Source organism: Salinispora goodfellowii, from assembly GCF_059570675.1.
Map to the genome: position 1 here is coordinate 211187 of NZ_JCANTD010000006.1, position 26838 is coordinate 238024.

Below are 26838 nucleotides of genomic sequence, written 5' to 3' on the forward strand. Positions count from 1 at the left end.
AGGTGAGCCAACCCGGTGGTGGGGAAGCGCGGCGGTCTCGGCTCACGGCCAGGGCAGGGCGGTCGCCGCGAGGTGGCCGAGCGTCGCGGCGGCCACCGCGGCGGCGACACCGAGGAACGCGTTGGCCGCCGCCGGACGAAACCGACCGGCGGTGGCCAGGCGCAGGGTCTCGTAGCTGGCCGTCGAGTATGTGGTGAGGGCGCCGCAGAGCCCGGTGCCGAGCAGTACGCCGGCCGCCGGCGGGAGCGGGAGTCCCAGCAGGAACCCGAGCAGCAGCGAGCCGGCCACGTTGACGGTCAAGGTGCCCCAGGGGAAGCGGGCACCGAAGCGGTCCTGTACCGCTCGGTCGGCGAGGTAGCGCAGCGGCGCCCCGACGGCCGCGCCGAGCGCGACGAGCAGCGCGGTCATCCGCGCACCGCCCGCTGCCTCGCCCCGGTCCCGCCGACCGGCGGCGTGAGCCGGTCGGTGGCCGCGTACCCGACCCAGACGGCGAGCAGCGCACCGGCCAGGGTCGCCGCTAGGTAGGCCAGGGCGGTCGTCGCCGCACCGGCGGCGGCCAGCTGCCGCGCCTCCACGGCGTGGGTGGCGAAAGTGGTGTAGCCGCCGAGCACCCCGACCCCGAGAAACGGTCGGGCCAGCACCGGTGGGTTGGTTTGCTTGGCGAGCACCGCCATCAGCACGCCGATCAGCAGACACCCGCTCAGGTTGACCGCGAACGTCGGCCACGGGAAGCCCGCGGGATTGTGCGGCAGCACCGCCGAGAGGCCGGCGCGGGCCAGCGCGCCCAGCACACCGCCGGCGGAGACGGCGGCGAGCACCGCGGCCGGGTGGGCGGGCAACTCGGCTCGATCGGCGGGCACTGCCAGGTCCACATCGGGGTCGACGCGTCGCCGCTCCGGTCCGGACACCCGTTCCCCCATCCACCCCGCCGTTGACCGAGCCCACCCTAACGGCAGGGCGGCACGGCCACGCGGTAGCGGGTAGCGGGTGGTGCCGGAACCGTCGCGGTGGCGTACGGTGGCAAGATCGACGAACTGTCGGTCCGGCGCAGGGAGGAGAGCGGCGATGGCGGATCATCCGCCCCACCCGGATCATCCGCCTGACCCACAACGGCGCAACGCCGCGTACGACATGTTCGCTGCCGACCTCGCCTCGCGTGCGCTCGGTATCGAGCTGGTTGAGGCGGCGGCGGGGTCGGCGGTGGCCCGGATGCGGGTAACCGGGGCGATGGTCAACGGTCACGGCATCGCCCACGGCGGCTATCTGTTCCTGCTCGCCGACACCGCGTTCGCCTTGGCCGGTAACAGCCACGGACCGGTGACCGTAGCGGCCGGCGGTGACATCATCTTCGTCCGACCGGCGCGCGAGGGGGATCTGCTGCTTGCCCACGCCACCGAACGCCTCCGCTACGGCCGCAGCGGGATCTACGACGTCACCGTCACCCGAGCCGACGGTGTGGTGATCGCCGAGTTCCGGGGTCGTAGCCGAGTCCTGAACGGGGACTGAGCCGGTTCGGTACGAACTGCGGGGTTCCGCCCCCACCGGCGGGCGGCGGGAGCGGAACCCCCTCGGGCCGAGGTGTTCGGATGCTGCTATCCGGCGCAGTCGGGCACGTCTCCGGAGCAGTTGTTCGGCCGGTTCTTGGCCACCACGGTGCCGGTGGCGGTGTTGAGGTTCACCGTGCCGCCGCCTTCGTTGAAGATCCCGCCACCGTCCTCGGCGGAGATGTTTTTAATGACCTTGGTGGTGAACAGGCTGATGGTGCCGTCGCTGTCGTTGAAGATTCCGCCACCCTCCCCTTCCGCAAGGTTGCTGACGATTTCGTTCTTGCGCAGCACGGCCTGGCCGTCGTTGTAAATTCCGCCACCCTCCCCAAGGGAGATGTTGTTCTTGATCAGAGTTTTTTCAGCCACGAGCGTGGAGTCGGAGTTGGCAGTTATTCCTGCGCCCTGGAAGGAGGTGTTCTTCATGATCTTAACCTGCTGCAGGGTGGCTTGCGTCTCGCCGAGGAGGAGTCCGCCGCCGTCATCGGTACCGGAGTTGCCGACGACTTCCGAGTGGGTGAGCTGGAGGATTCCGGAGTCGATGTTCAGTCCGCCGGCCTCTTCCGCCATGTTGTTGTTCACCACGCTCTTGTGCACCAGCGCGGTGCCATCCTCGCCTACGTCAACGCCGCCACCGATATCCCCGGCGGCGTTGAGGGTGATCTCTGTTTCGGTCACACTGAGGTGGCCGTTGCTCTGGATGCCGCCACCGGCCTGTGCTCGATTGAGGGTGAATATGGAGCTCTTGGCCCTGGTGGTGCCGTTGTTGGCGATGCCGCCGCCGTTGTCCTCGGCGAAGTTGCGGGTGATGGTGCTGTGTTTGACGGTCAACTCTCCGCCTTGGTTGACGAGGACGCCCCCGCCGTCGTTCTCGGCCGCACCGCCAGTGATCTTCAATTTGTTGAGGGTGAGGTTGCCGCCGGTGTCGACGCTGAGGACTCTGAATTGATCGGCGGCGGTGGAGCGTTCGATGGTGGTGCGCTTGCTGCCATTGAGGGTGATCGGGGTGGTGATTGCGGGAAGCCCGCTGCCTTCGATGTTGGTGGTGAGCAGGTAGGTGCAGTCCTTGGCGAGGTCGAGGATGCCGCCGCCGCGGGCGTTGGCGAGGGCGATCGCGGCGATGAGTTTGTCCGTGTTGCAGGGGACGGGGGTGCCCTTGGCTTTGTCCTCCTTGCCTGTCTTGCTGTCGCCCTTACCCGCCTCGCGGTGCCCGTCGGCGGAGGGTCGGTCGTCGGTGGCGAGAGTGCGCCCGATGGCGGCGGCGGCCGGGGCAGCGGCGGCGGCGGTCAAGGCCAGTCCCGCCACCCCGGCCAGCCCGAGGGTCCACCATCGTCCCCTCGTTCGGCCTCCACCTGACTGGTTCGGTTCGTGGTCGTGGTCGTGGTGCGGATGGTTCATCGCGGTCTCGGTGTCCTTCCCGTCGCGGACGAGCAGCCAGTCACCCGGGGCGCCGGGTGCTGTTCCTCGACTACCAGGTAGGCGGTAGCAACCGTCCTCGAGTTAAACCGACATAACCCCCACGTAGGCATGAATACGAGCAGCTCTCCCTAAATGTGGTGGCAGGGCCACCCTGGTGAGCCGTTGGGGCGGTGAGGTGTGAACGCCCGGCGATGTCGACCGTCGGCACTGTGTCTCCGAATATGAGGTAAAGAGGTGATTTATTCACGTTGGCGCGCCTGCTCTCTCATTCGATCCGTACCGTGACGTTCGGTGACGACCACGTGGTCGGTGCCCTACCGTCCGGAATCGTCCGGTCGGCTCAGGTGTGAGGGGAAGGCAGGAGAGCACGATGTCCACGTATCACGACAGCCAGCGACCGCCGCGGGGCCGGCGCCGGCCCCGACGGCTGCTCGCCGGCGGGTTGGTGGCCAGCGGCCTGGTCGTCGGAGCGGCGGGGCTGGCCGGCACGGCCGCGGCTCACGAGCGACCGAACGGCAGCGAGAACGCCTCCGTGACCCAAGGCGACTCCGTCGGCGAGGTCGGCGGAGAGTCCCTCGGGGCGCCGGTGCCCTGTGACAGCGCCCAACTGGTCGCCGCGTTGGTCCGGGTCAACGCCGAGGGCGGTGGGGTGCTGCGGCTCGCGCCAAGATGCACCTACACGCTCACCGACGCCTTCCATCAGCCCGACCTGTACGACGGCGGGATCCGGGACGCGCGGGAGGCGGCGGACGCGGCCGAGAACCCCGGTGCGGCCGAGAAGCCCCCGCGTAACCCGGCCGACGACAAGGCGGGACTTCCGGTCATCTACCACCCGGTCACCATCGAAGGCGAGCAGGCCACGATCGAGCGTGCGCAGGATGCCGAAGTGTTCCGCTTCTTTACTGTCCGTGACGCCGGTGAGCTAACTCTGCGTAATGTTCGGCTCGTCGGCGGTCACTCCGATGCCGAGGGAGGTGCCGTCCACGTCGTGCATGGCGCATCGGCGTTGATCGAGCAGGTGACGGCGATGAACAACACCTCGTCCTCGGCGGAGGGCGGCGGGGGAGCCCTGTTCAACGACGGCAACATGGTCGTCCGGGACAGCACGCTCATCAACAACCACGCCCTTGGCTCGGCGGGCAAGGGCGGGGGCCTGCTCAACAACGGGGTGCTGGCCCTGCACTCTTCGACCTTCACGGGGAACAGCGCCACCGCCTATGGTGGCGGGTTGGGCAACTACCAGGCCGCGGCGGAGGTGCACACGAGCACCTTCGAGCAGAACTCGGCGGCGCAGGGTGGGGGTCTGGCCAGCTTCTCGGCCCGGACCCGCGTCTCCGACTCGACCGTCGTCGGCAACCAGGCGGGAACCGGGGGCGGGATCGCGAACTCGGACGCACTGATCTTCCTGCGCGGAATGGAGATCCGGGACAACCTCGCCACCGGCAACGGCGGCGGCCTCTCCACCTCCCAGGGCCTCGTGCCGCTGGACGACAGCGTGGTGGCGGGCAACACGGCACACGGCTCGGGCGGCGGCGTTCACGCGGCCAAGTCGAACCTGTTGGTCCGGAGCAGCACGGTCCGGGACAACCGTGCCGTCGAAGCGAAGTCCACCGGCGGTGGGATCGCGGTCAGCATGGGCCGGGTCGCGCTCTACCGCAGTCAGGTAACCGGGAATCAGTCAACCCTGCCGGCCGGCGGCCTGCTGGTGGACAAGGCGCAGGCGACGCTGGACTCGCAGACTGTGGTCGGGGAGAACCAGCAGACCAACTGTCTGGGTAGCACCGGCCCGGTGCTGAACTGCTTCCGGTAACACCACTCGCGATCAGGTGGGTATCCGACCGCACCGGGGACGGCTCTGCCGTCCCCGGTGCGGTCGGATACCCGTCGGCCGGCGTCGCCCGGGCCCGCGATGTCAGGCGCCCGAGCCGCTCTCGGCCGGCAGCACACCCGCTGGCTCGGGCGCCTTGGCCAGCGCCTTCGCCTGCTGTGGCCAGGTCGGCAGGCTCGCCGCGCCACGCAGGCCGGCGGAGCGAATCACCTCCCGCAGCGCCGGCTCGTCCAACTCGGCGAGTTGCCGGTAGGTGCGGATACCGGCGGTGTGGAGCGCCGCGGCCATTTTCGGCCCGACCCCCTGGATTCGACGGAAGTCGTCCTCGGCGTCCGGCTCCGGTTCGGACTCAGCGACCACCGGGGCCTGGTCCGCCGGCTCGGCATCGGCTGGTTCCTCGGCCGGGCTGCTGTCGGCCGCCGGGGCGTGCTCCCGGGCCGCCGGTGCCAGGTCGACCGGCTCCGACGCTGGCGCTGACGCCGGCTCTGGCGCTGACGCCGGCTCCGACGCTGACGCCGGCTCTGGCGCTGACGCCGGCTCCGACGCTGACGCCGGCTGTGGCGCCGCCGAGGTCGGAGCCGGTTCGGTCGCGCTGCGCGTGTCGGTGTCGGTGTCGGCGGGGGCGGGCGCTCCTCCGGCGGTCCTCGTCGCGGGTGCCGGCGTACCATCCCCGGTGGTACCACCATCCCGCACGGCTTTACGCCGGCTGCGGACCACCCAGCCGGCGGCGGCGCCCACTAGCAGGGCCACGACAATCAACGGCCAGTCCGACCACGCCACGGCAGACCTCCCCTTTTCGATTAGCGAGTTAGTCGAGAAAGCTCGCCGCAGCTTGCCACATTCCCGGTGCGGTACGACAGCATGGCCTGCTAACACTGCTCGTAGCCGGACCGGATCACACCCATGGTGTTCATGGCGCGACTCAACGTCGCCGAAAAGGTTAGCGGGGTGTGGCCGGACCCCGGGCTGGGTCCGGCCATTGTGGTCAGTCCTCCTCCTCGCCCCGGTAGCTGTAGAAGTCATCGACAAACCGACGGGCCAGGCTCGGCACCCGGCTGGTGATGCCGAAGTAACCACGGGCCCCGAGCAGGGCGAGCCGCCCGACGACCGGTTTGTACATGGGGTCGTCGCCGCTGGTGCCGCTGCGGTTCAACGAGTCCGCCACCCGCGCGAAGCCGTACGGCAGCATGGCCGCCTCGTAGTCGGCTACCGCCTGCAACAGCGTCTTCTCCCCGGCGGCGGTGTGGCACAACTGCCGGGTCAGTAGGGCGGCATCCCGCAGGGCGGTGTTCGCGCCCACCCCGCGCCCCGGCGTCATCGTGTGGATGGCATCGCCGAGCAGGGTGACAGTGCTGCTCTTCCAGGGCGGAACCGGCTCGCTGGTGGAGACCTTGACCGGCAGGGCACTGGCCGGGTCGGCTAGGTTCAGCAGCTGGCGCAGGTGCGGGTGCCAGTTGCGGGTCAGGCCGAGCGCGGTCCGAATCAGCTCCTCGCCGCGTTGGCGCATGATGTCCGGCGGGAACCGCCGGGCGGTACTCCAGACCACCAGGTTCACGTTGTCGCGGGTGCTGTCGTGCGCCCGGCCGGGCCAGCGGTTCAACAGCGCCACATCGGCCGGATCGAGGCCGTCCTTGAGGGCGCCCGAGCGGTCCCACGGAAACTCCATGACGTGTAGGACACCCATCACCCCACCGTTGCCGAAGATGAGCGAGATGCCCTTCTCGATCCGCTCCGGCAGCAGCGCCCGTACCTCCTCGGTGAACGGGACCCGGGTGGCGATGTTGATGGTGCCCGCGTTTCGGGTGACGGCGTGCGGCAGGTACTGGCGCCGGACCGCCGAGTGGGTGCCGTCGGCGCCCACCAGCAGGTCGCCGGTGGCGCTGTCCCCGTCCGCGAAGTACGCGGTGACGCTGCCGTCATCGCGTTGCTCGAAGTGGGTGAGGGCCTTGTCGAAGTGGACCACGTCCTCCAAACCGGTGAGCAGGACCTGGCGCAGGGTCATCCGGGCGACGGATCGTTCGGTGTTCACCACGTCGGTCTCCGGTCGTAGCGGAAAGGACGCGGTCTGCCGGAGCCGTTGGGTGATGACGTTGAAGTAGCGGGGCGACTTGGCGCAGGTGGCCAGGTAGGTGTGGAAAAGTTCGGACGGCAGGCACTCGCGCAACGCCCGGCTGCCAGTTGGTCCGATGCCGACCCGGTAGCCGAGTAGGCCATCGCCTCGGGTGCGGTACCGCTCATAGACGGTCACGGCGATTCCGGCCTGGCGCAGTCCCTGTGCCAGGCAGAGCCCACCGGTCCCCGCCCCGATGATCAGAACGTGCGGTTGGTTGCGGGACACGTGCGCGTCAGCCCGCCACGTGGGGCGCGGCGGCAGCCGCGGAGTCCCAACGGTAGAAGCAGCCGGCGATGGCGTCGCGCGGCGAGCGCCAGGTCGGCAGGTACGGGGAGGTGTGCGCGGAGAGTCGTTCGTTGACCTGCCGGTAGAGCGGATGGTTCCGGGCGCCGGCCAGGGTGTCCGGGTCTACGTCGGCGGTCTCCATCAGGTGGATGCACAGGTCATGTAGGCAGTACAGGGAGCGATGCCGGACGCCGGTGAGGCTGGGTAACTCGGTGGCGTCAGATTCGGCGAAGATCTGGGCCACCCGTCCCTCCGCGCCGGGGACGATCCTGCTGACGATCAGTAGTCGGCTCATTTTGGGATTCCTTCCGCCGTGGTGCCCCGTGCGGCCGGTCCGGGGCGCGTGCCGTTCACCACGCTGCCGAGCCCCCTGTCACCTGCCCGTCACATCCAGGTCGGTTCTGGTGACGCGGGGGGTCGGCGGCTGCCGGCGTCCGTGGGGGTCACGGCTGGCCTGCCGGATCGGCCGGAGCGTCTCGTCGAGTAGGGCGGTCATCGCGGCGGACGGCTCCAGCCGTAGCTCCCGACGCAGCAGGTCGCGGTAGACGTAGAACGCGTGCACCGCCTCGAAGGCGTTGCCCTCGGCGAGGTGGATGCGGACCACCAGGCGGTGGGGTGTCTCGCGGAGCGGCTCGGCGGCCAGCGCTTCCAACGCCGCTTCGAGCGCCTCACCGTGCCGGCCCGCTGTCAGGTAGTGGTCGGCCAACTCCTCGAGCATGTGGAGCCGCAGCTGGCGTAGCCGCTCCCGTTCGGCCAACACCCAGTCGTCGTACCAGCCGGGCAGCAGGTCGTGGCGGCCCTTGGCGAGTACGGCCGCGGCGGTGTTCGGGTCGTCCCCGTCGCGGACCCGGGCGGCCATGCCGACCAGGGTGTCCACGTCAACCTGGACGGCGGGCCCGAGCCGGAGGGTGTCCCCACTGGTGCGCAGCGGGCAGTAGGGGTCCTGCCGTAACCGCCACAGGGCGGTGCGGAGTGAGGAGAGGGCGCGCTCCTCCGGGGTGTCTGGCCAGAGCAGCCCGGCGAGGTGGCTGCGGGTGGTGCCGGGGCGCAGGCCGACCAGCGCGAGTACGCGTTGGAGCCCGCGCGGTACGACCACCGGGGCGTCGCTGTGCAACAGCCGGAACCCGCCCAGCAGGTGCAGCCGGATCGGAGTACCCGGACGGTCCCCGGCGGTCGGCATGGACGGACCAGCGGCCATGGCGGACCCCCTGCGGAATGTTCCTCGGTTGTGTCGCCCGGCGCGGCTGCCCGTGACCCCACGGGTCGGGGTAGCTGGTCCCGCGGCACGGCGTCGGGTCGCGGCCACCGGGTTAACCGTGACGGAGATTATCAATCTAGTCACGCACCGTCAACATCCCGATCGGTGTGTAACAGCTATGAAACCCGCTCTGAACTGGGGATAGGTCACTATGTGCAGGTTGCATGTCACAGCTCCTACACAGTCAGCGTCAACGCAACGTCACCAAACTCTGGGCCGGGGACGGCTCCGGTGACGCGCCGGTGACGGTGGCGCGGCCATGGTGCGCATAGTCATCCGGCTTTTCGGCGTACGGCGCCGTCGGCGTCCGCAGCCGTTAGGGGAGGTTCATCGATGGAGCGTTCGTTGATCGTCGCGAAGGTCGACCCGAGCGCGGAGGAGCGGATCGCCGAGATCTTCGCCGAGTCCGACGCGACCGAGTTGCCTCGCCTGGCCGGGGTCCAGCACCGGTCGCTGTACCGGCTGCAAAACCTGTATCTACACCTCCTGGAAACGGAGTTGCCGGGGGAGACGGCGGTCGCCGAGGCCCGCCATCACCCGGAGTTCGTCCGGGTCAGTGAGCGGCTGCGTCCGTACGTCTCGCCGTACCTGCCGACCTGGCGGGAGCCGCGAGACGCGATGGCCCGGTGCGTGTACCGGTTCGACGCTCCCGGAGAGCGGCCATGAACCCGACCACGCCCCCGGGCGGGCAGCTCTGGTCCCGCTGCGGCGGCTGCGCCAGCCTGCTGTATCGCAAGCGGCTGCGGCGGAACCTGGACGTGTGCCCGGAGTGCGGCGCCCACTCCCGGCTCGACGCGCCGGCCCGCCTGGCGCAGCTGGTGGACCCCGGGTCGTTTACCGCGCTCGCCGACCAGGCGCCGGAGGTGGATCCGATCGGCTTCGTCGACGTGCTCCCCTACCCCCATCGGCTTACCGCCGCGCGTAGTGGCACCGGGCTGGCCGAGGCGGTTGTCTGCGGCACCGCCACGGTGGCCGGGAGCCGTTGCGTGATCGCCGTGATGGACTTCCGCTTCCTTGGTGGCAGCCTCGGGTGCGCGGTCGGTGAGCTGATCACCCGGGCCGCCGAACGCGCCCTCGCCGACCGGGTTCCGCTGGTGGTGGTAACCGCCTCCGGCGGAGCGCGGATGCAGGAAGGGGTGCTGTCGCTGATGCAGATGGCGACGGTCAGCCAGGCCGTCGCCGCGTTGCGCGAGTCCGGAGTGCCAAGCGTCAGCGTGCTCACCGACCCCACGTACGGCGGGGTGGCCGCCTCGTTCGCCACCAACACCGACGTGGTGGTCGCCGAGAGCGGTGCCCGGATGGGCTTCGCCGGTCCTCGGGTGATCCGCCAGGTGACCGGCCGGGAGCTGCCCGACGGGTTCCAGACCGCCGAGTTTCTGCTGCGGCACGGCCAGGTTGATCGGGTGGTGCCCCGGCACGCCCTGCGCGGTTGTCTCGCCACGCTGCTCGCTGCCGCATCCGGCGGGCGTCAACCGGTGGGTGCCGGGCCCGAACCGGAGGGTCCACCCGTGAGCAGCCCGCCGGCGCCGGGCGCGGACGAGCGGGACGCCTGGGAGACGGTCCGGCTGGCCCGGCACCCGGGGCGCCCGACCACCCTGGACTATCTGGAGACGGCCTTCGACAGCTTCGTCGAGCTGCACGGTGACCGGCTGGGCGCGGACTGTCCGGCGGTCGTCGGCGGGCTGGCCGAGCTGGCTGGCCGGCCGGTCTTGGTGGTCGGCCACCAGAAGGGCCACACGACCGCCGATCTGATGTCCCGCAACTTCGGAATGGCGAGCCCGGCCGGGCACCGGAAGGCGCTCCGGCTGGTCCGGCTGGCCGTGCGGTGGGGGCTGCCCGTCGTCACCCTCGTGGACACCCCGGGCGCTGACCCGGGAGTGGGCGCGGAGGAGCAGGGCCAGGCTGCGGCGATCGCGGAGAACATCCTGACCCTGACGATGCTGCCGACCCCGGTCGTCGCGGTGATCACCGGCGAGGGCGGCAGCGGTGGTGCGCTGGCACTCGCGGTCGCCGACCGGGTGCTGATGCTGGAACACGCCGTCTACTCGGTGATCAGCCCCGAGGGGTGCGCCGCGATTCTCTGGCCGGACCGGTCTGCGGCCCCGCAGGCGGCCCGCGCACTACGGCTGACCAGCGCCGACCTCTGTCGGCTCGGGGTGGTGGACGCGGTGGTGCCGGAACCGGCGCCGGCCGCGCACCACGACCCACCGGCGGCCATGCGGGCGGTGCGGGAGGCGGTGCTGGCGCATCTGGTGCCGTTGCTCGACGTGCCCACCGCGACCCTGGTTCGCCGCCGAAGGCGGCGGTTCCGTCGGTTCGGTGCCGCCGGCCTCGGAGCCAAGGCGGGTGCCCGATGAGCGCCGAACTGGCACCGACCGGCGTCACGATCCTCAATGGTGACGCGACGGTGGACCTGGAACCACGGTCCGGCGGGGCCCTCGACGTCACGGCGGGGGCGGTAGCCAACGTTCCCGCGGACGTCGCCCTGACCGACCTGCGCCGTCAGGCCCGGGAACTTCTCGCCGAGCTGGCCGGGCCGATCCGGCGGATCCGGCTGGGCAGCGGCGACGCGGTCCTGGAGGTGGAGTGGCACGCGGTAGGTGACACCGGACAACCGCCCCCGCAACCGGTCGTCCCCCCGCAACCGCTTCTCGCCGCGCAACCGGTCGTCCCCCCGCAACCAGCAGCCGGGCCCGCCGCTCGGCACGCGGTGCGATCACCGATCGTCGGCACCTTCTACCGGGCGCCGGAGCCCGGTGCGGCGCCGTTCGTCGCCGTCGGCGACCGGGTCCACCCCGGCCAGGTCGTCGGCATCGTCGAGGCAATGAAGTTGATGAATGAGGTGACCGCCGACCGGGCCGGGCGAATCGCCGAGATCGTCGCCGACGACGGTCAGCCGGTGGAGTACGACCAGCCGCTGCTCGCGGTGGATCCGATCTGAGGCGGGTGAGCTGATGTTCGGCAAGGTACTCATCGCCAATCGGGGCGAGATCGCGCTGCGCGTGCTGCGTGCCTGTCGGGAGTTGGGCATCCGGACCGCGGTGGTCTACTCCACGGCGGACGCCGACTCGACCGCGGTGCGGCTCGCCGACGAAGCGGTCCTGATCGGACCGGCGGCGAGTCGCCGCAGTTACCTGAACCCCGCGGCCATCGTCGAGGCCGCCCGCCTGGTCGGGGCGCAGGCGGTGCACCCCGGCTACGGCTTTCTCTCCGAGGACGCCGACTTCGCCGAGATCTGCGCCGACAACGGTCTCGCCTTCGTGGGTCCGCCGCCGCAGGTGATGGCCGCGCTGGCCGACAAGTCGTCCGCTCGGGCGCTGATGAGCCGGGCCGGCCTGCCGCTGCCACCGGGCAGCATCGCACCGGTGCCGACCGCCGCCGACGCCGCCCGAGTCGCCGCCGAGGTGGGCTACCCGGTGATCGTGAAAGCCGCCGCCGGGGGTGGTGGCCGGGGGATGACCGTGGTCTCCACGCCGGCCGAGCTGCCGCGGGCGTACGCCCGAACCCGGGCCGCCGCCCAGGTGGCCTTCGGCGACGACCGGGTGTACGTCGAGCGGTACCTCGGCAATGCCCGGCACGTGGAGGTGCAGGTGCTCTGCGACAGCCACGGCAACGGAGTGCACCTGGGGACCCGGGACTGCTCGGTGCAGCGCCGACACCAGAAGCTCGTCGAGGAGGCGCCCGCCCCGGCCCTGTCCACGACCGCCCTGGACGCGATCGCCGACAGCGCGCTACGCGGCGCGTTGGAGGTCGGCTTCACCGGTGCCGGGACGGTGGAGTTCCTGGTTGACCCGGCGGAACAGTTCCACTTCCTGGAGATCAATTGTCGGATCCAGGTGGAGCACCCGGTCACCGAGATGGTCACCGGAATCGACCTGGTGCACGAGCAGCTGCACCTGGCCGCCGGCGGAACGCTGCGGTGGCGGCAGGAGGAGATCGTGACGCACGGGGTGGCGGTCGAGTGCCGGGTCAACGTCGAGGATCCCGATCGGGACTTCGTACCGACCCCCGGCCGGCTGGAGCGGTTCGTCCCCCCGGGGGGCCCCTTCACCCGGGTCGACACCCACGGGTATCCCGGCTACGTCGTCGGCCCCCACTACGACTCGCTCCTGGCCAAGGTGGCGGTCTGGGCCCCGGACCGGGAGTTGGCCCTGAACCGGCTGGAACGTGCGCTCGGCGAGTTCGACGTCGCCGGCCCCGGGGTCCACACCACCATTCCGTTCGTCCGGCGGGTGCTCGACGACGCCGGCTTCCGTAAGGGCCGCCACTGCACCGGTCTGGTCGAGACGCTACTCGCTGACCTGTCCACCCAATCGAGGAGGAACGCATGACCGTAACCGACGGCCGCCCACTGGCCGCCGACATCACCGACATCCTGGTAGCCCACTGCGGGCTTAACCCCGACGACGCCGCCCGCACCCCGGCCGCCTCGCTGGAGGAGCTGGGCATGGACTCGCTCGCCCTGCTCGAGCTCTCCGCCGTGGTCGCCGACCGCTGGCAGGTGCGAATCCCCGAGGAGACCGGGCAGCTCAGCATCGCGGGCGTCGCGGATCTGGTCGCGCGCCGCGTCGAGCCGGCCGGGCACACCGAGAACGAGATCCTGATCGTCGCCCCCCTACCGCTGGTCTGGAAGGTCACCAACGACGTCGCCGGCTGGCCCGACCTGTTCACCGAGTACGCGGTGGCCGAGATCCTGCAGCAGGAGGGGAACACCGTCCGGTTCCGGCTCACCATGCACCCCGACGAGAACGGGATCGCCTGGAGTTGGGTCAGCGAGCGCTCGGCCGACCCGGAGGGGCGGGAGGTCCACGCACAGCGGGTGGAGCCGGGGCCGTTCGAGTACATGCGGATCCACTGGCGCTACGTCGAGGAGCCCGGTGGCACCCGGATGATCTGGACGCAGGACTTCGCCATGAAGCCCACCGCCCCGTTGAACAACGCCGAGATGACCGACCGGATCAACGCCAACAGCGCGGTGCAGCTCGCGGTGATCAAGGAGAAGGTCGAGCGGCGGGCCGCGCAGGAGACGGGAGCCGGGGATGAGTGAGCGGGAGCCCGGGGTGGTGGCCGCGGCGGACGTAGCCGCCGACACCCGCCGCGGCGGCGAGCTGCGGGTGCTGCTCGGTCCGCGTACCGTCGGCAGCACCTCGGGGTTTATGGGCGTGGCGACGCTGCGGCCGGGGGAGCGGATCGCCGAGCACTACCACCCCTACAGCGAGGAGTTCCTCTACGTCGCCCGGGGTGCGATCACCGTGGACCTAGACGACGCGCCGGTCTCGCTGGCGACCGGCGAGGCGCTCTTCGTCCCGATCAATGTCCGGCATCGACTGCGCAACACCGGCACCGTGGACGCCGAGGTCGTGTTCCACCTCGGTCCGCTCGCCCCGCGCCCCGAACTGGGCCACGTCGACACCGAACTCGTCGCGCAACGAGGTGGGTCATGAGCGCGAGGAGTGAGCCGGGTTTGCGAGCCCCGCAGTCGCGAATGGCGGGCATCATGAGCGCGAGGAGTGAGCCGGGTTTGCGAGCCCCGCAGTCGCGACTTGAGGACATCATGAGCGTGAAGATCGGAGTGGCACCGTGACCGGGCGCCGCTCGGTGGTGACCGGCGTCGGGGTGGTCGCGCCGGGTGGCGCCACTCGGGACCGGTTCTGGAAGACGATCACCGAGGGGCGTACGGCGACCCGGCGGATCTCCTTCTTCGACCCGTCGCCGTTCCGGTCGCGAATCGCCGCCGAGTGTGACTTCGAGCCGGTGGCCGCCGGCCTCAGCATTCCCGAACAGCGGCGTGCTGACCGGTACGTGCAGTTCGCGCTCGCCTGCGCGGCCGAGGCCGTCGTTGACGCCGGCCTGGAGTTCACCGACGCGCTCCGGGAACACACCGGTGTGGTCCTGGGCACCGCCGTCGGCGGGACGATGGCGCTGGAACAGGAGTACGTCACGGTCAGCGACGGTGGCCGGAACTGGCTGGTGGACGCCGCCCTCGGCGGCCCGTACCTGTATCAGGCGTTGGTGCCGAGCAGCCTCGCCGCCGACGTGGCCTGCCGGTACGGGCTGCACGGCCCGGTGCAGGTGGTCTCCACCGGCTGCACGTCCGGCATCGACGCGATCGGCTACGCCCATCAGCTCATCGTTGACGGCGAGGCCGACGTGGTGCTCACCGGTGCCGCCGACTCGCCGATCTCCCCGGTTACCGTCGCCTCGTTCGACGCTATCCAGGCCACCAGCCCCGACAACGACGACCCGGCGCACGCCTCCCGCCCGTTCGACGCCGACCGGCACGGCTTCGTCCTCGCCGAGGGCGCCGCGGTGCTGGTGTTGGAGGAGGAGGAGCGGGCCCGGCGGCGGGGCGCGCACATCTACTGCGAGGTCGCCGGGTACGCCAGCCGCAGTAACGGCTACCACATGACCGGGCTCCGTCCGGATGGGCTGGAGATGGGGCTCGCCATCACCGACGCGCTGGGCCAGGGGCGGATCCGGGCCGACCAGGTCTCCTACATCAGCGCCCATGGCTCCGGAACCCGGCAGAACGACCGGCATGAGACCGCCGCGTTCAAGCGGGCGCTCGGCGAGGTCGCGTACCGGGTGCCGATCAGTTCGATCAAGTCGATGGTGGGGCACTCGCTCGGTGCGATCGGTTCGATCGAGATGGCCGCCTGCGCGCTGGCCATCGAGTTCGGGGTGGTACCGCCGACGGCTAACTGGGCGACCCGCGACCCGGAGTGCGACCTGGACTACGTGCCGAACGAGGCGCGGGAACTGCCGGTGGACGTGGCGTTGTCGGTCGGCAGTGGATTCGGCGGCTTCCAGTCGGCGATGGTGTTTCGGCGGTTGTCGGCGGTGACGTCGTGACCGCGCGGGCGGTGGTGACCGGGATCGGGGTGATCGCGCCGAGCGGTGTCGGCGCCGACGCGCACTGGCAGACGGTCCTCACCGGAACCCGCCGTACCGGGCCGATCACCCTGTTCGACCCCTCCAGCTACCCGACCCGCTTCGGCGGTGAGGTGTCCGGATTCGACGCCGCTGCCTACGCCGACAACCGCCGGCTGGTGCAGACCGACCGGTGGACGCACCTCGGGTTCGCCGCCACCCGGCTGGCCCTGGCCGACGCGGGGCTGCCGCTGCGGGCCCCGGACCCGTACGGCTACGCGGTCGCCCTGGCCAGTTCGTCCGGGGGGAACCTGTTCGGGCAGCGGGAGCTGCAACGGTTGTGGGGCGGGTCCACCCGGACGGTCGGGGCGTACCAGTCGATCGCCTGGTTCTACGCCGCGAGCGTCGGTCAGCTCTCGATCCACCACCAGTTCAAGGGGCCGTGCGGGGTGTTGGTGTCCGAGACCGCCGGTGGGCTGGACAGCCTGGCGCACGCCGCCCGGGCGGTCCGTCGGGGGACCCCGGTGGTGATCGCGGGGGCGACCGAGTGCCCGTTGAGCCCGTACGCGCTCGCCTGTCAGCTTGCCTCCGGGATGCTCAGCGAGGGGGCGGACCCGGAGCGGGCGTACCGACCCTTCGACGCGGGGGCGAGTGGCTATCTGCCGGCCGAGGGGGGTGCGGTCTTCGTGGTGGAGGAGTTGAGCCATGCCCTGGCCCGCGGGGCCCGGGTCTACGGTGAGGTGATGGGGTGGGGCGCCACCCACGACGGCGCGCACACCACCGCGGACACAGCGGGCGATCCGGTGCAGTACGCCCGGGCGATGCGGCTGGCGCTGGACCGGGCCGGAGTCGGCGCGGATGCGGTCGACGTGGTGGTACCCGACGCGTTGGGGGTGCCGCGTTACGACCGCAGCGAGGCGATTGCCTTGCGCGCTGTCTTCGGCGACCGGCCACCCCCGGTCACCACGCAGAAGTCGCTGACCGGGCGGGCCCACCAGGGGGGAGCCGCCTTGGACGTGGCGACCGCGTTGCTCGCCTTCGCCCATGACACGCTGCCCGCGTCCGCGGGACCGGAGGAGGTCGCGCCGGGGTGCGAGCTGGATTTCCTGCGGGAGCAGCGACAGCCGGTGAACCGGTTGTCGCTGGTCTGCGCCCGCGGTTTCGACGGGTTCAACAGTGCGCTGGTCCTGCTGGGGGCGGCGCCGAGCGACGGCGGTGAGTAGTGACCGAACTGGACGAACGAACGGCGGCGGCCCGGCCTGGTGCCGGTACGGCCGGGGGGCGGGTGGTGTTCCTGGTACGGGTGCCGGCCGAGCGGACGGAGGCGTTCCTGGCCGCGTACGAGGCGGTGCGGCATCTCGTCGCGGACGGGGTGCCGGGACATCGGGTCGATCAGGTGTGCCGGTCGGCGGTGGACCCGGAGCAGTGGCTGATCACCAGCGAGTGGGCGAGTCTGGCGGATTTTGAGGCGTGGGAACGGAGCCCGGAGCACCGCGACCTGGTCCGCCCGATGCGGGAGTGCTTCACTGATGCCCGCTCCCTGCGTTTCCACATTCTTGCCCAGACTCCGACCCTGCCCTGACGGCATCCGGGCATCCCGCACCCTGGCTGGTGCGAGGTGCCCGGCCGGCAGCGGCGATGTGTCACCCTCGCGCTGGCGGCGCGGGTAGCCGGCCGGCGCGCGGCCCGACGCGATGGCTGTCGCCCCGACGGGCAGGGCGGGTGCCAGCGTCATGGCCGGGTAGCGGCGTGTGCCCTTGACCCGCGCGGTCCAGCGTCACCTGGTTCACGGCTCGGGTCATCGGTCCCGGCCGAGTTGGGTTGACTCTTCGCGTTCACAGAATGGCAAGGAGTGACTACCCCGTTGCCAGTGGTCCTCGATGGACACCCATAATGGAGTCCATGGTCGCTTGGGAATACGCACTGCTGGTCCGCCGCTACCAAGGGCAGGGCCGCAGCTTTCACGTCAGTTTCGTCTGGTACGGCCCAGACGGATCCCGCCGAGATGTCACCAGCTACGGCGACACCGCGATCGCCCACCTCAACCGGGTTGGGCGCGAGGGATGGGAGCTCGTCGCCGCGGCCGAGGACGTGAACAACGTCCAGGGCAGCACTGAGGTGCACCGCTATCACCTCAAGCGGCCGTTGGCCTGAGGCCGGGCACGGGCGGCGCACCTCCCGATGGCGGTACGGTGCCCATGCCCGGTTTGCTGATCTTTATTAGCTAGGATCCCGGACGTGAGAAATCGGCTAATGGCCGCTGCCTCAAGCGTCCTGCTACTCCCCGTCGTGGTGCCCGCGTCGGCCGCCGCCGCACCCACGCCGACGGTGGTGCCGTGCCCACAGGCCAGCCTGTCGGCATCGACGCCGTCCCGGCCCTCCCCGCCACCGGCGGTCGCTGACGACCAGGCGGTCGGCGGGGCGGCACTGGCCACCGCTGGGCTGGTGGTCCCGGATGGTGCGGCCCAGCCGCCCGAGGTGACCGCGAGCTCGTGGCTGGTCGCGGACCTGGACACCGGTGAGGTGCTGGGTGCGTGCGGCCCGCACGAGTACGCCACCCCGGCCAGTGTGCAGAAGTTGCTGCTGACCGCCGCCCTGCTGCCGGACCTTGACCCGCAGCAGGTGGTCACGGTGACGAAGGAGGATCTGGACATCGAGCCCGGCTCGTCGGCGGTCGGCCTGCTCGCCGGCGGGCAGTATCCGGTCGAGACGCTCTGGCTCGGCCTGCTGCTGCAATCCGGCAACGACGCGGCGAATGTCCTCGCCCGCCTCGGCGGCGGTGCCGAGGGCCGGGCCGGGGGCGTCCGCGCGATGAACGAGTTCGCTGCGGAGTTGGGTGCCCGGCAGACGCACGCGGTTACCCCGTCCGGGTTGGATGGGCCGGGCCAGTTCACGAGTGCGTACGATCTCGCGCTGATCGCCCGGGCCTGCTTCGCTGAGCCGGCCTTCCAGCGGTACGCGCTGACCGAAACCCACCAGATCCCAGATCAGGCGGCGCTCGGTAGGAAGGGCTTCCAGATCCAGAACGGGAACTCCCTCATCGACCAATACCCAGGGGCGCTGGGTGGCAAGACCGGCTTCACCACGTTGGCCCGGCACACGTACGTCGGGGCAGCCGAGCGTGCGGGCCGGCGCCTGGTGGTGACGTTGCTGGGCGCCGAGGCGCGGCCGTTGCGTGGCTGGGAGCAGGGTGCCGCCCTGCTCGACTGGGGCTTCGCGCTGCCGCGGGAGCCGTCGGTCGGCCGTCTCGTCGAGCCGGGCGAGCTGACGGCCGTGCCGGCCGCCGTCCCCGCGGCCGCCGATGCCCGGCCCGCCGCCGACGATTCGCTCCCGGCGGGGCTGACCGGCCCCGGGCCGCTGCTGGTCGGGGCCGTGGTCGGGGTTGGTGGGCTGGTGGCGCTGATCGTGCGCCTGGCCCGTCGCCCCCGTCGTGAGCCGGGGCGGCGTCGTCGTGGTCGGGGCCGCCGTCGGGCCTGATCGGGACCGACGGCCCGGTCGGGGGCGTCGCCGCCCCGTCCCGCCGGAGGTGCTCGTATCCTTTCGGGCGACACGTCGTCGGGGGCGTCCCCGCCCGCCGACGATCCGATTGCGGACGAAAGGACACGGCGTGAGTAGTGAGACGTTGGAGTTCCAGGCTGAGGCACGCCAGCTGCTTCAGCTGATGGTTCACTCGATCTACTCGAACAAGGATGTCTTCCTACGCGAGTTGATCTCGAACGCCTCCGACGCGTTGGACAAGCTGCGCCTGGCGTCGCTGCGGGACAAAGACCTCGACGTCGACACCGCCGATCTGCACATCGCGATCGAGGTCGACCCGGACGCGCGGACGCTGACCGTGCGGGACAACGGGATCGGGATGTCCCGGGATGAGGTCGTCCAGGTGATCGGCACGATCGCCAAGTCCGGCACCGCCGAGCTGCTCCGCAAGCTGCGTGAGTCAGCTGACGCGGAGGCGTCGCAGGAGCTGATCGGCCAGTTCGGCGTCGGCTTCTACGCGGCGTTCATGGTCGCCGACCGCGTTGTCCTGGTGACCCGCGAGGCGGGGGCCACCGACGGTACCCGCTGGGAGTCGAGCGGGGAGGGCACGTACACGATCGCCTCAGCCGCGGACGTTCCGCAGGGAACGGCGGTCACGCTGCACCTCAAGCCGGTCGACTCCGAGGACAACCTGCACGACTACGCCGCCGAGTGGACAATTCGGCAGATCGTCAAGCGGTACTCCGACTTCATCGCCCACCCGATCCGGATGGCGGTTGAGCAGCCCGGCACCGACGGGGGCGAGCCGACCACCGAGGTACAGACGCTCAACTCGATGAAGGCGCTCTGGGCGCGGTCCCGCGACGAGGTGGAACCGGCCGAGTACCACGAGTTCTACAAGCACGTCAGCCACGACTGGGCCGACCCGCTCGAGGTCGTGCACATGCGCGGGGAGGGCACCTTCGAGTACGAGGCGCTGCTCTTCCTGCCCACGCACGCGCCGCTGGATCTCTTCTCCCCGCAAGGGCGACGTGGGGTGCAGCTCTACGTCAAGCGCGTCTTCATCATGGATGACTGCGAGGCGCTGATACCGGGCTATCTGCGCTTCGTCAAGGGTGTGGTGGACGCGCACGACCTGTCGCTCAACATCTCCCGCGAGCTACTCCAGCAGGACCGGCAGATTCAGGTGGTCCGCCGCCGCCTGGTCAAGAAGATCCTCGCCACCGTCAAGGACCTCAAGGCCAACCAGCCGGAGAAGTACCGCACCTTCTGGACCGAGTTCGGCGCGGTGGTCAAGGAGGGGCTGATCGACGACACGGAGAACCGGGATTCGCTCCTGGAACTCCTCTCCATCGCCTCCACCCACGATTCGGCCGAGCCGACCGACCTCGCCGGCTATGTCACGCGGATGAAGGACGGCCAGACCGACATCTACTACGCCACCGGCGAGAACCGCACCACCATCGAGAACTCGCCGCACATGGAGGCGTTCCGGGCCAAGGGCTTCGAGGTGCTGCTGCTTACCGACCCGGTCGACGAGGTGTGGGTCGAGCGGGTCGGTGAGTACGAGGGCAAGACGCTGCGTTCGGTCGCCAAGGGCCAGGTTGACCTGGACACCGAGGAGGAGCGCTCGGCGGCCGAGGCCGAACGGGAGCGCCAGCGCACCGAGTACGCCGACCTGCTCTCCTGGCTGGGCAGTACCCTCGCCGACCAGGTCCGGGAGGTCCGCCTCTCCGCTCGGCTGACCACCTCACCGGCCTGCGTGGTCGGTGACGCGCAGGACATCACGCCGACGCTGGAGAAGATGTACCGCGCCATGGGGCACGAGGTGCCGCAGGTCAAGCGGATCCTCGAGCTGAACCCGACGCACCCGCTGGTCAGTGGGTTGCGCAAGGCCCGGGAGCAGGGTGCCACCGAGGAGTCGCTGCAGGAGACCGCCGAGCTGCTGTACGGGATGGCGTTGCTCGCCGAGGGGGGCGAACTGGCCGACCCGTCCCGCTTCACTCGGATCCTCGCCGAGCGTCTCGCTCGTACCCTCTGATCCGCGCGGAGGGCGTCGGTGCTCCCGACGCCCTCCGTGGTAGCGGTGGCGGCGCGCGGTGCCGGTGCTCAGGCGGCGATGTCGCCGCGGCGTTGCTGCTCCGGCGCGGTGGGCAGGGGCGGGCGGGGGTGGGGCGCGTTCCACTCGTCCGCCCGCCCTTCCGACGGTTCGGCGGGTCGTTGCCCGGGCGAGGTCTGGGCCATGCGGAGCGCGCGTTGGGCGGACTGCCAGGCGGTGCAGGGCCAGCTCTGGCCGGCGCAGAGCAGGTTCACACAGTCGGTGCCCGTAGCGTCCGGCTGGTGCGCGTCCGCCACGCCGAGGGCCAGCCCCCACAGCAGCGGGTCGCTCACGCCGTCCGGACGGCCGGCGCCGGGTGTGGGCCGGTCGTGGGTAGTATCGGACATCTCGGGTCCCCCTTCTGAGCTGCTGCGATACTACCTCCACTCCGCGCCGCTCCTGCGGAACGGGCAGGCTGGGGCGGGGGTAGTGGGACCGGGCGCGACCCCAACGACGATGATGGTCGGGTGCGAATTCTGTCTATCCAGTCGTCGGTTGCCTACGGTCACGTCGGTAACTCAGCCGCCGTATTTCCACTGCAACGCCTCGGGCACGAGGTGTGGCCGGTACTGACGGTCCACTTCTCCAACCACACCGGCTACGGGTCGTGGCGTGGGCCGCTGCTGGCACCCGCGGATGTCGCCGAGGTCATCGCGGGCATCGGCGACCGTGGAGTGCTCGCCCAGGCCGATGCGGTGCTCTCCGGATACCAGGGCGATCCGGCGATGGGCGAAGTGATCATCGACGCGGTCCGTCGGGTGAAAGCCGTGAATCCCGCCGCCGTCTACTGCTGCGATCCGGTGATGGGGGACGTGGGGCGGGGGATGTTCGCTCGTCCCGGCATTCCGGAGTATCTGCGTGACGCGGTCGTGCCGAACGCGGACATCATCACCCCCAACCAGTTCGAGCTGGAATATCTCGCCGGCGGTCGGACCGAGACGCTGGCGGAACTCCTCGCGGCGGTGGACAAGGTGCGGGCGACCGGTCCACGGCACGTGCTGGTCACCAGCGTGCTCCACCGGGACCTGCCGGAGCAGCAGCTGGAACTGGTGGCCGTCTCGGAGGAGGGCGCCTGGGCGGTGACCACACCGATGCTGCCGATCACGCCGAATGGTGGCGGTGACGTCACGGCCGCGCTCTACCTCGCGCACCTGTGGACCACCGATTCGCCCGCGACCGCGCTGGAGCGCACCAGCGCCAGCGTCTTCCGAATCTTCGACGCCACGTTGGCGGCGGGTACCCGGGAGCTTCAGCTGGTCGCGGCCCAGGAGTCGATCGCCAGCCCGCCGCCGGGCTTCACCGCCCGCCGACTGCGCTGACCCCCTCGGGCTGCACACCGAAGCGTCGCCGCAAGGCTGGGACTCGCTGCTCGTGCCGGTCCTGCCCGCCGGACGGCGGCCCGACATCGCTGCTGTGGCCGAACCGGTACGGGGCGCGCGGGACCGATTCGAGGGCGGACCGGGCGTGGCTGCCCGAGCCAGCCCGACGGCTGATCACACCGGTCCCGCCCGCCGTCACGGTCGGCCCCGAGTGGCCGACCTGCACGAGCGGGTGGCAGCGGCGGCCCCGCTCGGGTCGCGCGGGCAGACAATCGGGATAGTGCGTCGCGTCAATCCGTCCCCCGGCTGCTGACGTATCGCTGGCAGTGTCGGTCCACGGTGAGACTAACGTCGGCAGTAGACATCGCCGGAGTTGGCGGAGTGCGGCAGGGCGTCGAGGAGCGCACCCAGCGCGGGGGCGGTCAGCCAGGCCGGCGCGGCCAGCGCCATAGCGTCACCGAGGGCCAGATTGAAGCGGGTGAAGCCGAGCACGACGGCGCGGTCGAGCGCCTGCCGGGCCACCGCCCGCTCGACCGTGGTGAACTCGAACGACAACGCCGGCAGCGGGTGGCTCAATCCGGCGAGGACGGCATCCTCGAAGCCCTCCACGTCGACTTTGACGAAGGCGGGGAGGCCGTGCTCGGCGACGAGGACGTCGAGGGTGGTGGCCGGGACGGCCAGCCGTGCGTCCCAGATCTGCCCCTGCCAGTTCTCGGCGCCGTCGGCGGCTTGGACGAAGTGCGGTGAGACGGTAGAGACGGTGGGGTTGGCCGAGTTGATGTGGAGCTCCAGAAGGCCGACCGCCGCGCCGCACGCCGCTTCCACCACGGTGACCTGATCGTCGTCGCCGTACAGGGCCCGGAGGCTCCAGGCACAGAGTGGTTGCGGCTCGACGGCGATCACTCGGGCACCCAGCCGGCGGAAGCTGGCGGTGCGGTCACCGACGTGGGCCCCGATGTCGAAGACGAGGTCGTCGGGGCGGACGAACTGGGTGTGGAAGCGGTCCATGGCGGCGGCTCGACCGGGATCACCGTACGAGAGGTCGAGCGAGGGGCGCAGGGACCTGGCGGTGGGGTCGGCCTGGAGAACATCGACCACCTCGGGGTTGACGGGCACGACCGGACCTTAAACGTCGGGCCGGCACCGGGCTACCGCGACGGCACCATCCGGGCTACTAGGCTCAGCCCATGGCGAGGTACTACGACGTGCACCCGGACAACCCGCAGCCCCGTACCCTGCGGCAGGTCGTCGAGCTGGTTCGGAACGGTGGCCTGATCGCCTACCCCACGGACTCCTGCTTCGCGTTCGGCTGTCAGCTGGGTGATCGGCACGGGCTGGACCGGATTCGGGACATTCGTCGGCTCGACGAGCGGCACCACTTCACGTTGGTCTGTCGGGATTTCGCGCAGCTGGGTCAGTTCGTGCAGATCAGCAACGCGGTGTTCCGGTTGGTCAAGTCCTGTATCCCCGGTAGCTACACCTTTATTCTGCCGGCTACCCGCGAGGTGCCGCGCCGGATGCTGCATCCGCGGAAGCGCACCGTCGGGGTGCGGGTGCCCGACCACGCTGTCGCCCAGGCGTTGCTGGCCGAGCTCGATGAGCCGTTGGTCTCCAGCACCCTGATCCTGCCCGGGGAGGAGGAGCCGTTGACTCAGGGGTGGGAGATCAAGGAACGGCTGGACCACGTGCTCGACGGCGTGGTGGACGCCGGGGACTGCGGCAAGGAGCCGACCACCGTGGTTGACCTGTCGGGCGATGATCCCGAGGTGCTACGTCATGGCGCGGGCGACCCGTCCCGCTTCGAGTAGCTGGGTTGCCGCCACGCATCCCGAGGTGGGGGAGCTGTCGTTCCTGCTCATGGGAGAGCACGTGGACGTGGCAGTAAGATCTGCGGTCGATATTGCTCCTCCTGCTGTGGTGCCACGGGTGGGGTCGGTAGGACCGGGCCGTGCCCAGGGGCGTGGGCCAGGAGCAGCCTGTTGCCACATCGCCCTAGCATCGCACCCGTGACTCGGAGGGGGAGCGCACCGTGGACCTGGCCCTGATCGGATCGCTCGTCGTCCTGGCCCTGATCGACAGCACCAGCTTCGGAACGCTGCTCATTCCGATCTGGATGATGCTGGCGCCGGGCCGGCTGCGCCCGAGCCGGCTGCTGGTCTTCCTCGCCACGGTCGCCGCCTGCTATCTCGTGCTCGGCGTGGTGTTGCTCGTCGGTGCGGCGGCCCTGCTCGACGAGGTGCGTCCGGTGCTGGAAACTACGCCGTTCCGGGTGGTGCAACTCGTGGTGGGGATCGGCCTGCTCGGTCTCGGCCTGGTCATCGGCCGGAAGCGCGCGTCGGGTGCCCCCCAGCCGGGCCGCCTGCTGCGCTGGCGCGAGCGGGCGATGACCGGGCGCGAATCCGCCTCGGCGTTGGTCGGGCTGGCCCTGGCTGCCGTGACGTTGGAGGCCACCACGATGCTTCCCTACCTCGCGGCTATCGGGCTGCTCGGCGCGTCCGCGCTGACGCTACCCGCGAGCGTTGCCGTGCTCGCCGGCTACTGCGTCGTCATGGTGCTGCCCGCACTGGTGTTGCTGGCGGCACGCCTGGTCGCGGCCGGGCTGGTGCAGCCGGTGCTTGCGGCGGTCAACCGGTGGATGGTCCGCAACGCGGCCGAGACCACCGGCTGGATCGTGGGCATCATCGGTTTTCTCCTCGCGCGCGACGCCGTCAACCACCTGGAGCTCTTCGCGGCGCTGTCGCGGCTGACCTGAGCGTCAGTCGGCCATGCGCCGACTCGCCCGTCGCCATCCGGCGAAGACGCCAACCAGGATGGTCCCCAGGGCGGCCACGCTGCCGATCACGACCGCCACCAGGGCCCCGGGTCCGGCACCAGTTCCGCCCTCGTCGCCGACAGCGGCGACCAGCTTGTCCTTGTTCTCGTCCCTCTTCGCCTGATCCGGGGTGACCAACTGGCCGACCGTCTCGTCGCGGGCGAGAGCGAAACCCCAGTTCAGCAACGCCGTCGCCTCACCCAGGCTGCCCAGCGGCGCGTTCTCCGCACCGAGCAGGGTCACCGCGAGCGAACGGCCGTCGCGTTCGGCCACGCCGACGTAGGTCTGCCGGGCCAGGTCGGTGAAGCCCGTCTTACCGCCGACCATCCCCGGATAGCTGCCCAGCAGGGTGTTGTCGCCGGTGAGGGTGAGTGCGGAGCGGCCCGGCGCGGACGGCAGGTTCGCCGTACGGGTGGCGATGTACCGGCGGAAGTCCTCGCGTTCGAAGGCGGCCCGCGCGATCAGTGCCAGGTCGTAGGCGCTGGTGTACTGGTCAGTGCCGTCTAGACCGGAGGGGGTCACCGCGTGGGTCTGGTTGGCCCGGAGCCGCGCTGCCTCCTCGTTCATCACCTTCACCCCACCTGGTCGGCCGGCGGCACCACCACCGAGCCGGGCCAGTACGTTGGCCGCATCGTTACCGGACTGCAGGAGTAGCCCCAGCCACAGTTCCTCAACCGTGTACCGGCCGCCCGCGACCACCCCCATCAGTGAGCTCGCCGGGTCGAGGTCGTGCAGGTCGTCGCGGGTAACCTCGACGACGGTCGTCGGGTCGAGCCGGGGCAGCAGGGCGGCGGCGAGCAGGAGCTTCTGCACACTCGCGGGGGTGCGGTGCTCGTGTGGGCCGCAGCCGCCCAGGACCTGGCCGCTGCCGAGGTCGGCGACGATCCAGGAGGTCGCGGTGACGGCCGGAGCTGTCGGGGTTCCGGCCGGCACGACCAGCCCGGTGGTGGCCAGCGCGGCACCGCCGACCGTTGCTTCGGTCGGGCCGACCGGAGGCGGCGAGGGTGTGCCGGCCGGCCGGGCCGATACCTCCACAGTGGGGCACGGCTGTGCTTCGGTGCTGGCTGTCCGGTTTCGGGCCGTGACCGGTGCGGCGGGCGATACGACGACGGCGGCTACCGCCACGACGACGGCTGGCACGGCAATTCGACGGATAGTCACATGAGGCACGGTAGTGGGGGCGCGGCTGGCCCCGCGGCGGTTGGGAGAAGCACGGCGTATCGACGTCGGGGAGAACGATGTGCGCGGGTGCGCTCGCCTGTTCGGCATTCATATCGAGCGGGCCGTTCCGCCACCCCGGGAGCGCCTATGCAACATTTTCACCAGAACCAGACCTGTTTCCTGTCCGATTTGTCGTCCGATTTGCGGTACCTCGCCCGCTCCACGTCTGATCGACTCATCCGGACGATCTGCGAAGAAGAGCCCCCGAATGGCCGATCTCGTTGCCGCCGTGGGCCAGGGCGCCAGATCCCAGGGCGGTTGCAAGTTCCGGGGTCGTGCGGCTGGTCGGGTAGTGACCGGTTGGGGTGTATAGCAGAGCAGGCACGAGCTTCGTGATCATTGTGGTGTCTAAGCCCGATGATCATGAGGTGGCTCGTGCCTGCCGTTGCATCTTCTCCCATCCCTGCGGTGCTGGTGAAACTGGGGCCGCTGGACACTGGCCGGATCGCTGACCTGCGCCCCTACTTCGACTTGGTGCCGGACCCGCGTTCGCGGCGGGGGCGGTGGTACTCGCTGACCGCGGTCCTGCTGGTGTGTGCCTGTGCGGCTGTCTCGGGCGCGAGGAGCATCGACGAGCTCGCCGAGTGGGGTCAG

Annotated in this window: 28 protein-coding genes and 1 pseudogene; 19 read left to right on the top strand and 10 right to left on the bottom strand. The window is 70.6% G+C overall.

What is annotated here, in order from left to right; genetic code table 11:
• Nucleotides 1-42 precede the first annotated feature (42 nt).
• Both crcB and T398_RS09715 read right to left on the bottom strand, forming a co-directional pair.
• Nucleotides 43-408: a fluoride efflux transporter CrcB gene (crcB, locus tag T398_RS09710; RefSeq protein ID WP_496445992.1), complete on the bottom strand. Its 366-nt coding sequence runs from the start codon at nt 406-408 to the stop codon at nt 43-45.
• A complete protein-coding gene (locus T398_RS09715; protein WP_496445993.1) occupies nt 405-920 on the bottom strand; it encodes a FluC/FEX family fluoride channel in 516 nt (171 codons plus the stop codon). The genes crcB and T398_RS09715 overlap by 4 nt, the downstream gene beginning before the upstream one ends.
• Before the next feature lie 145 nt (nt 921-1065).
• Between T398_RS09715 and paaI the strand changes: the two genes are divergently transcribed.
• A complete protein-coding gene (gene paaI / locus T398_RS09720; RefSeq protein ID WP_496445994.1) occupies nt 1066-1506 on the top strand; it encodes a hydroxyphenylacetyl-CoA thioesterase PaaI in 441 nt (146 codons plus the stop codon).
• A gap of 86 nt (nt 1507-1592) precedes the next feature.
• Here paaI and T398_RS09725 read toward each other — a convergent pair whose 3' ends face one another.
• On the bottom strand, nt 1593-2942 hold the full coding sequence (locus T398_RS09725) for a right-handed parallel beta-helix repeat-containing protein (protein ID WP_496445995.1): 1350 nt from the start codon (nt 2940-2942) through the stop codon (nt 1593-1595).
• Nucleotides 2943-3333: 391 nt separating this feature from the next.
• On the opposite strand from T398_RS09725, the gene T398_RS09730 reads away from it, so the two are divergent.
• Nucleotides 3334-4773, top strand: a complete 1440-nt coding sequence (locus tag T398_RS09730; protein ID WP_496445996.1) for a right-handed parallel beta-helix repeat-containing protein — start codon at nt 3334-3336, stop codon at nt 4771-4773.
• A gap of 102 nt (nt 4774-4875) precedes the next feature.
• Here the strand turns inward: T398_RS09730 and T398_RS09735 are convergent, their stop codons facing one another.
• The 4 genes from T398_RS09735 to T398_RS09750 all read right to left on the bottom strand — a co-directional run bounded on the left by T398_RS09735 (nt 4876) and on the right by T398_RS09750 (nt 8387).
• Complete coding sequence (locus T398_RS09735) at nt 4876-5571, bottom strand: helix-hairpin-helix domain-containing protein (protein WP_496445997.1); 696 nt, start codon at nt 5569-5571, stop codon at nt 4876-4878.
• Between the two features lie 205 nt (nt 5572-5776).
• Entirely contained in the window at nt 5777-7129 is a 1353-nt protein-coding gene (locus tag T398_RS09740; protein ID WP_496445998.1) for an FAD-dependent oxidoreductase, read from the bottom strand.
• Between the two features lie 7 nt (nt 7130-7136).
• A complete protein-coding gene (locus tag T398_RS09745) occupies nt 7137-7484 on the bottom strand; it encodes a TcmI family type II polyketide cyclase (protein WP_018730483.1) in 348 nt (115 codons plus the stop codon).
• Between the two features lie 78 nt (nt 7485-7562).
• Nucleotides 7563-8387, bottom strand: a complete 825-nt coding sequence (locus T398_RS09750; protein WP_496445999.1) for an AfsR/SARP family transcriptional regulator — start codon at nt 8385-8387, stop codon at nt 7563-7565.
• Nucleotides 8388-8780: 393 nt separating this feature from the next.
• Between T398_RS09750 and T398_RS09755 the strand changes: the two genes are divergently transcribed.
• The 12 genes from T398_RS09755 to htpG all read left to right on the top strand — a co-directional run bounded on the left by T398_RS09755 (nt 8781) and on the right by htpG (nt 20835).
• On the top strand, nt 8781-9113 hold the full coding sequence (locus T398_RS09755) for a TcmI family type II polyketide cyclase (RefSeq protein WP_496446000.1): 333 nt from the start codon (nt 8781-8783) through the stop codon (nt 9111-9113).
• Nucleotides 9110-10804: an acetyl-CoA carboxylase carboxyltransferase subunit alpha gene (locus T398_RS09760; RefSeq protein WP_496446001.1), complete on the top strand. Its 1695-nt coding sequence runs from the start codon at nt 9110-9112 to the stop codon at nt 10802-10804. Before T398_RS09755 ends, T398_RS09760 begins: the two co-directional genes overlap by 4 nt.
• Nucleotides 10801-11388 (top strand): acetyl-CoA carboxylase biotin carboxyl carrier protein, encoded by a 588-nt coding sequence (gene accB, locus T398_RS09765; RefSeq protein ID WP_496446002.1) that lies wholly within the window; start codon nt 10801-10803, stop codon nt 11386-11388. Before T398_RS09760 ends, accB begins: the two co-directional genes overlap by 4 nt.
• Before the next feature lie 13 nt (nt 11389-11401).
• Complete coding sequence (locus T398_RS09770; RefSeq protein ID WP_496446003.1) at nt 11402-12778, top strand: acetyl-CoA carboxylase biotin carboxylase subunit; 1377 nt, start codon at nt 11402-11404, stop codon at nt 12776-12778.
• A complete protein-coding gene (locus tag T398_RS09775; RefSeq protein WP_496446004.1) occupies nt 12775-13494 on the top strand; it encodes an SRPBCC family protein in 720 nt (239 codons plus the stop codon). The genes T398_RS09770 and T398_RS09775 overlap by 4 nt, the downstream gene beginning before the upstream one ends.
• Nucleotides 13487-13891, top strand: coding sequence for a cupin domain-containing protein (locus T398_RS09780; RefSeq protein ID WP_496446005.1), 405 nt, complete (start codon nt 13487-13489; stop codon nt 13889-13891). The genes T398_RS09775 and T398_RS09780 overlap by 8 nt, the downstream gene beginning before the upstream one ends.
• A 136-nt stretch (nt 13892-14027) precedes the next feature.
• On the top strand, nt 14028-15299 hold the full coding sequence (locus T398_RS09785) for a beta-ketoacyl-[acyl-carrier-protein] synthase family protein (protein ID WP_018215680.1): 1272 nt from the start codon (nt 14028-14030) through the stop codon (nt 15297-15299).
• Nucleotides 15296-16540, top strand: coding sequence for a beta-ketoacyl synthase N-terminal-like domain-containing protein (locus tag T398_RS09790; protein ID WP_496446006.1), 1245 nt, complete (start codon nt 15296-15298; stop codon nt 16538-16540). The genes T398_RS09785 and T398_RS09790 overlap by 4 nt, the downstream gene beginning before the upstream one ends.
• Nucleotides 16540-16899, top strand: coding sequence for an antibiotic biosynthesis monooxygenase family protein (locus tag T398_RS09795; protein WP_496446007.1), 360 nt, complete (start codon nt 16540-16542; stop codon nt 16897-16899). Before T398_RS09790 ends, T398_RS09795 begins: the two co-directional genes overlap by 1 nt.
• A 311-nt stretch (nt 16900-17210) precedes the next feature.
• Nucleotides 17211-17471, top strand: coding sequence for a hypothetical protein (locus T398_RS09800; RefSeq protein ID WP_018215655.1), 261 nt, complete (start codon nt 17211-17213; stop codon nt 17469-17471).
• 84 nt (nt 17472-17555) lie between these two features.
• A complete protein-coding gene (locus T398_RS09805; protein WP_496446008.1) occupies nt 17556-18794 on the top strand; it encodes a D-alanyl-D-alanine carboxypeptidase family protein in 1239 nt (412 codons plus the stop codon).
• A gap of 130 nt (nt 18795-18924) precedes the next feature.
• Nucleotides 18925-20835 (top strand): molecular chaperone HtpG, encoded by a 1911-nt coding sequence (gene htpG, locus T398_RS09810; RefSeq protein WP_496446009.1) that lies wholly within the window; start codon nt 18925-18927, stop codon nt 20833-20835.
• A gap of 68 nt (nt 20836-20903) precedes the next feature.
• Here the strand turns inward: htpG and T398_RS09815 are convergent, their stop codons facing one another.
• The gene (locus tag T398_RS09815; protein WP_496446010.1) at nt 20904-21239 is read right to left on the bottom strand and encodes a hypothetical protein; all 336 of its coding nucleotides are present in this window, start codon (nt 21237-21239) and stop codon (nt 20904-20906) included.
• Between the two features lie 120 nt (nt 21240-21359).
• Between T398_RS09815 and pdxY the strand changes: the two genes are divergently transcribed.
• Nucleotides 21360-22211, top strand: coding sequence for a pyridoxal kinase PdxY (pdxY, locus tag T398_RS09820; RefSeq protein ID WP_496446011.1), 852 nt, complete (start codon nt 21360-21362; stop codon nt 22209-22211).
• Nucleotides 22210-22492: pseudogene (locus T398_RS09825) on the top strand (nicotinate phosphoribosyltransferase); the annotation flags it as partial. The gene pdxY and the pseudogene T398_RS09825, both read left to right, overlap by 2 nt.
• 64 nt (nt 22493-22556) lie before the next feature.
• Here T398_RS09825 and T398_RS09830 read toward each other — a convergent pair.
• Nucleotides 22557-23327, bottom strand: a complete 771-nt coding sequence (locus T398_RS09830; RefSeq protein ID WP_496446012.1) for an FkbM family methyltransferase — start codon at nt 23325-23327, stop codon at nt 22557-22559.
• 71 nt (nt 23328-23398) lie between these two features.
• On the opposite strand from T398_RS09830, the gene T398_RS09835 reads away from it, so the two are divergent.
• Both T398_RS09835 and T398_RS09840 read left to right on the top strand, forming a co-directional pair.
• Nucleotides 23399-24019: an L-threonylcarbamoyladenylate synthase gene (locus T398_RS09835; protein WP_496446013.1), complete on the top strand. Its 621-nt coding sequence runs from the start codon at nt 23399-23401 to the stop codon at nt 24017-24019.
• Between the two features lie 221 nt (nt 24020-24240).
• Nucleotides 24241-24963 carry a GAP family protein gene (locus T398_RS09840; protein ID WP_496446014.1) on the top strand — a complete coding sequence of 241 codons (723 nt, stop codon included), beginning with the start codon at nt 24241-24243 and terminating at the stop codon, nt 24961-24963.
• A 3-nt stretch (nt 24964-24966) separates the two neighbouring features.
• On the opposite strand, the gene T398_RS09845 is transcribed toward T398_RS09840, so the two are convergent.
• Nucleotides 24967-26184, bottom strand: coding sequence for a D-alanyl-D-alanine carboxypeptidase family protein (locus T398_RS09845; protein WP_496446015.1), 1218 nt, complete (start codon nt 26182-26184; stop codon nt 24967-24969).
• Between the two features lie 468 nt (nt 26185-26652).
• Here T398_RS09845 and T398_RS09850 point away from each other — a divergent pair.
• On the top strand, nt 26653-26838 hold a 186-nt coding region (locus T398_RS09850; protein ID WP_496446016.1), incomplete at its 3' end, for a transposase family protein.